This window comes from Actinomycetes bacterium, from assembly GCA_036000965.1.
Taxonomy (GTDB): Bacteria; Actinomycetota; CALGFH01; order CALGFH01; family CALGFH01; genus DASYUT01.
Genome location: DASYUT010000004.1, coordinates 1 through 4,184, shown reverse-complemented (window position 1 = coordinate 4,184; position 4,184 = coordinate 1). Strand labels below are relative to the sequence as shown.

Annotated in this window: 3 protein-coding genes; 2 read left to right on the top strand and 1 reads right to left on the bottom strand. The window is 70.7% G+C overall.

The window, feature by feature from the left end:
- Together VG276_00090 and VG276_00085 are read left to right on the top strand one after the other, a co-directional pair.
- Nucleotides 1–393: hypothetical protein (locus tag VG276_00090; protein HEV8647827.1), on the top strand; the 393-nt coding region annotated here is incomplete at its 5' end.
- A gap of 17 nt (nt 394–410) precedes the next feature.
- Nucleotides 411–3,335, top strand: a complete 2,925-nt coding sequence (locus VG276_00085; GenBank protein HEV8647826.1) for a DUF499 domain-containing protein — start codon at nt 411–413, stop codon at nt 3,333–3,335.
- 45 nt (nt 3,336–3,380) lie between these two features.
- Here VG276_00085 and VG276_00080 read toward each other — a convergent pair.
- Nucleotides 3,381–4,184 (bottom strand): maleylpyruvate isomerase family mycothiol-dependent enzyme (locus VG276_00080; GenBank protein ID HEV8647825.1); only part of this gene is annotated, 804 nt, incomplete at its 5' end.

Genomic DNA, 4,184 nt, shown 5'->3' with positions numbered 1-4,184 from the left:
GTGTTCCTCGCTCAGGCCGACGGCATCGGGTTGGGGGATGCGCGAGACGGGCTGCTGGAGGAGTCCAAGGCCGGGTTCCGGCTGACCCTGGAGCCCCCGGCGCACGTCGACTCCACCTCGAAGGTGTTCGACGTGGTGCGGGCGATGGTGGCCGCCTGGCGTGCGAGCGGTGGGGAGGGAGTTGCTGAGGTGCTTGCGGCCGCCGAGCGGTCGCCGGGGGACGAGCAGGTCTGGGCGGTCGTGCACGAGCTGTCCCACCAACTGCCACCCAGCGACCGCGACGCGGTGGCGTTGACGGGCATCCAGCGCATGGCCGCGTCGATCCAGCGGCAGGTCCGAGGCATGCGGGCAGCCGAGGGCGAGGTGCTGCAGTTGCCGTTCGACGAGTCGTAGGGAAGTGGTGACAGCAGATGGGACAGCCGCCGCACTGGGCCGACGTGCTCACCCTTCGCCAGGAGGTGACCGACGCCAGCGGGCAGGTCGCCAACCTGCAAATGTCGCTGTACAGCGTGGTGTCGCAGACCGCCGACGTCCCCTACCGCGACGTGGGCTACTACGGCGACATCACCATGCCGACCAGCGGGCTGGTCAACTTCATGGCGCAGGTGGCGCAGCGGCTGGGGTCGGCAGGCTCGACGCGGGCACTGTTCCATCTCGACCAGGGCATGGGCGGCGGCAAGTCCCACGCGCTCGTCGGGCTGTACCACCTCGCCAACGAGCCGGCGGTGTTCCTGGCGTGTGAGCTTGGCCGGCTGGTGCTGGCCGAGGCGGAGCAGCGCGCCAACGGCCCGGTCGATCTCACTGAGACCCGGGTGGTAGTGCTGCCCGCTGATCACATGACCCCTGGGGTGGCGAGCGCGGAGTTCGGGCCGGCGAGGACGCTGCACGAGCGCTTCATCTGGTCGCTGTTCCCGGGCGACTTCGACCGCTACCGGCGGCTGGTGGCACAGGGGCCGGACAAGGCTGCGCTGCGCGCGGCGCTCGAAGAGGCGGGTGGGCCGGTCCTGATCCTGCTGGACGAGCTGATGGACTACGCCCAGCTCCTGTCGGACAGGGCGCACCGGGAGTCCATGCCGGGCGAGCAGGCATTCCTCAACAGCCTCATGGACGCGGTCGACGACGTCCCACAGGTGGCGTTCGTGGTGGTCATGATCAAGTCCGAGCTCGACGACCGCGGCTATCGCCCCGAGGCGAACGAGTTCCGCGACTACGTCGCGCGACGCCTGGAGCGCAACGGCGTGACCGCGTCGGTGACCGGCGCCGAGGACTTCGCCGCGATCATCCGCCGGCGCATCTTCGAGCAGCCCACCCGCCCGCTGCCGGTCGCCGAGGTGGCGGCCGCCTGGGCCGCTGCGGCCGATCCGGCGTGGACGGCCAACGTGTTCGAGCGGTTGCCCTCGACCAGGGGCCTGCTGGGGCTTGAGCAGCGGCTGGACGCGACCTATCCGTTTCACCCGGACCTGATGGCGCTGGTCCGCGATGACTGGTCCCGGCACGCCGGCTTCCAGCGGGTCCGCTCGACTGTCGACATCTTCGCCGCGACCGCCTTCCACTCAGTGGGCGAGCACCAGGCCGGGCGCTACGCGCCGGCGCTGATCGGCGTGGGCGACCTGCCGCTGCACCGGGTCATCGAGTCGGTACTGTCGTCTGGGCTGCTGCACGGCAATGACAAGGCCGTCCAGGGCTTCCGGGCTGTGGCCGGTGGGGACGTCATCGCCAAGGACGGTGCCAAGGGCCGCGCGGTCGAGCTGGACGCCCAGTTCGCCGACCACCACCCCAACGTGGAGCCGGGGAGCCGGCCCTTGGTGGTACTGGCCACGGCGCTGCTGCTGTACTCGCTGGTGCCCCGCGCCCAGGCCCGCAAGGGCGCCACCAAGCCCGAGCTCCTAGCGGCGCTGTTCCACCCCGGCGGTCTGGACTTTGCCGGTGCCGACGAGGCCTTCAGCATGCTCGTGGACGTGGAGGAGGGGCTTGGTTCCCTTCAGGTCATCCCGGGCGCGGGTGGCAACACGCCCCCGCGCTACCAGCTCACGATCAGCCAGACCCTGCAGATGTACTACCGGCAAGCCCGCAGCATGGTCGCCGGCGCCACCGGGGAGCGGGACGCCTACGTGTGGGAACGGGTCCAGGCGATCGCCGCCAAGGGCAGGTTCGAGGAGGCCGTGTTCGTCGAGGCCAGGCCGCCCGACACGCCGCTGGAGGAGGTGTTCCGCGAGGTCGACCAAGCCAAGACCAACCGGCTGGTCGTCCTCGACCCGTCCCGCTGGAGCCTGGGCAACGGCAGGGAAACCCGCACCCGCGACGACATCACGGCGATGCTGGGCCTCGGCAGTGGTGCGCTGCGGGTCGACAACGCCGCCTCGGCGGTGGTCGCCTGCATCGACGCTCAGCGCCGGGAGCTGGTCCGCCGCCGTGCGCTGGAGGCGTTGGCCTATCAGCGAGTGACCAAGATTCTGGATCCCGACGACGAGCTGCAACAGGAGGCTCGGGACCGGCTGCGTGCTGCGCAGGGCCAGGTCGACGACGATCTGAAGCGTGCCTTCCAGCACTTGGCCTACCTCACCCGGGCAAGCACCGGGATCGTGGTGGAGTGGCGCCGCTTCGACTCCGAGACGAAGACCGCCCTGTCCGGCAACGTCGTCTGGGACACGCTGGTCAATGCCGGTCGGGCTGCGGAGCCCGGTACGCTCAATGGCGCCTATCTGACCGCCCTGCTCGACGTCAGCGAGCGCCGCTTCACGCTGCGGGAGGTCGTGCGCAGGTTCTGGCAGGATCCGGCCTTCCCGCTGGTGTCAAGCGAGGCCGACATCCGCGGGGCGATCTTCGACGCCGTGACCCTGCGGAACGTGTGGCAGATCCTCGGCAGCACCGGCCAGGCCCTCACGATCCCCTCACCCGATGCGCTCGCCATCAACTCCTCCGAGCAGATCATCACCAAGGCCGAGGCGCCCACCTCGACCGACACGTCGGCGGATGGCACGACCTCGGCGGGTGACCATGAAGACGCGGATCAGCGGCGCCCCGACGAGGGCACCACGACCGGTGGGACCGGCGCCGGCCGAGCTGGGGACGGCCCAGGCGGCTCGGCGGCGACCTCGTACACCCGCTACACCGTCAGGCTCCCAAGCCGGAGCCTGACCCAGCCCGAAAGCCGCAAGAAGGTCTTCAACCTCCTCGCGCAGGCCACCGATGACCTGGACCCCACCTCGGGTATCGACGTGCAGCTCGCCGAGTTGACCCTCAATCTGACCGCCGCCGACGGCAGCCTGGGCTCCCTCCACGAGAAGGCAGCAGCCGCCGAGGCCCAATGGCTCGAGGAGCCCGACGAGTTCTGACCGGATCGACCTGATACCGCGCGAGGGTCGCCGGGCCCGCTACACCTACGACTTCGGTGACGACTGAGAGCATGACGTCGTGGCGGAGAAGGTGCTCGCCGAGCCGAGGGAGACGCGCTCCAGCCAGAAGTCAAGCAGCGCGGCCTCGCCAAGGACCTCCACCCGCTCGCTGTCCGCGGGCAGCCGCCGGTAGAAGACCCGCAGCACGTCGGCGAGCGGGCCGCGCAGCGCGACGGTGGCCTTTTCGTGGCCGTGGCGCCATGTGAAGCCGTCCGTCCTGAACTCGATGAGCCACTCGGCCGTCAACTCGGCGTCGGTGTCGGTCGCGTGGAGGTGGATGCTCTTGCCGGGGCCGCGCAGCTCCGCGAGGCGCGGCGAGGAGTCGGCGACCTGCTGGTCCCTGATCAGCTCCAACAGCTCGTCGATGGCGTCGGCGGCCACCTCCGGAGCGACGGTGTAGTCGGCGCTCACCGTGACGGCTGCGTCGGCCCGGTGGATCACCAGGTCATGGGCCGCACGGCGGGCCCAGAAGGCCGTGCTCTGCTGGAACGCCCAGACCCGCGCCTCGGCAGCAGGGCCTGCCTCGCGCAGCGTGCCGGCGAACCTCGCGGCCCCCTCGGCCAGCCAGGCGTCCAGCGCCGCCGGGTCGTCACCGGCCGGCCCCGCCACGTCGGGGACCTGCTTGTCCGGTTCGTGTACAGCCGTCCCGGTCCGTACGGCCGTCTCGACCGAGCGGAGGTTTCCGCCGATGTGCCGGACGAGCTCGGCGAGCGTCCAGTCGGGGCAGGTCGGCACGGTCACCGACAGGTCGGAGCCCTTCAGGAGGTCCCTGAGCAGGTCGGTCTGCGT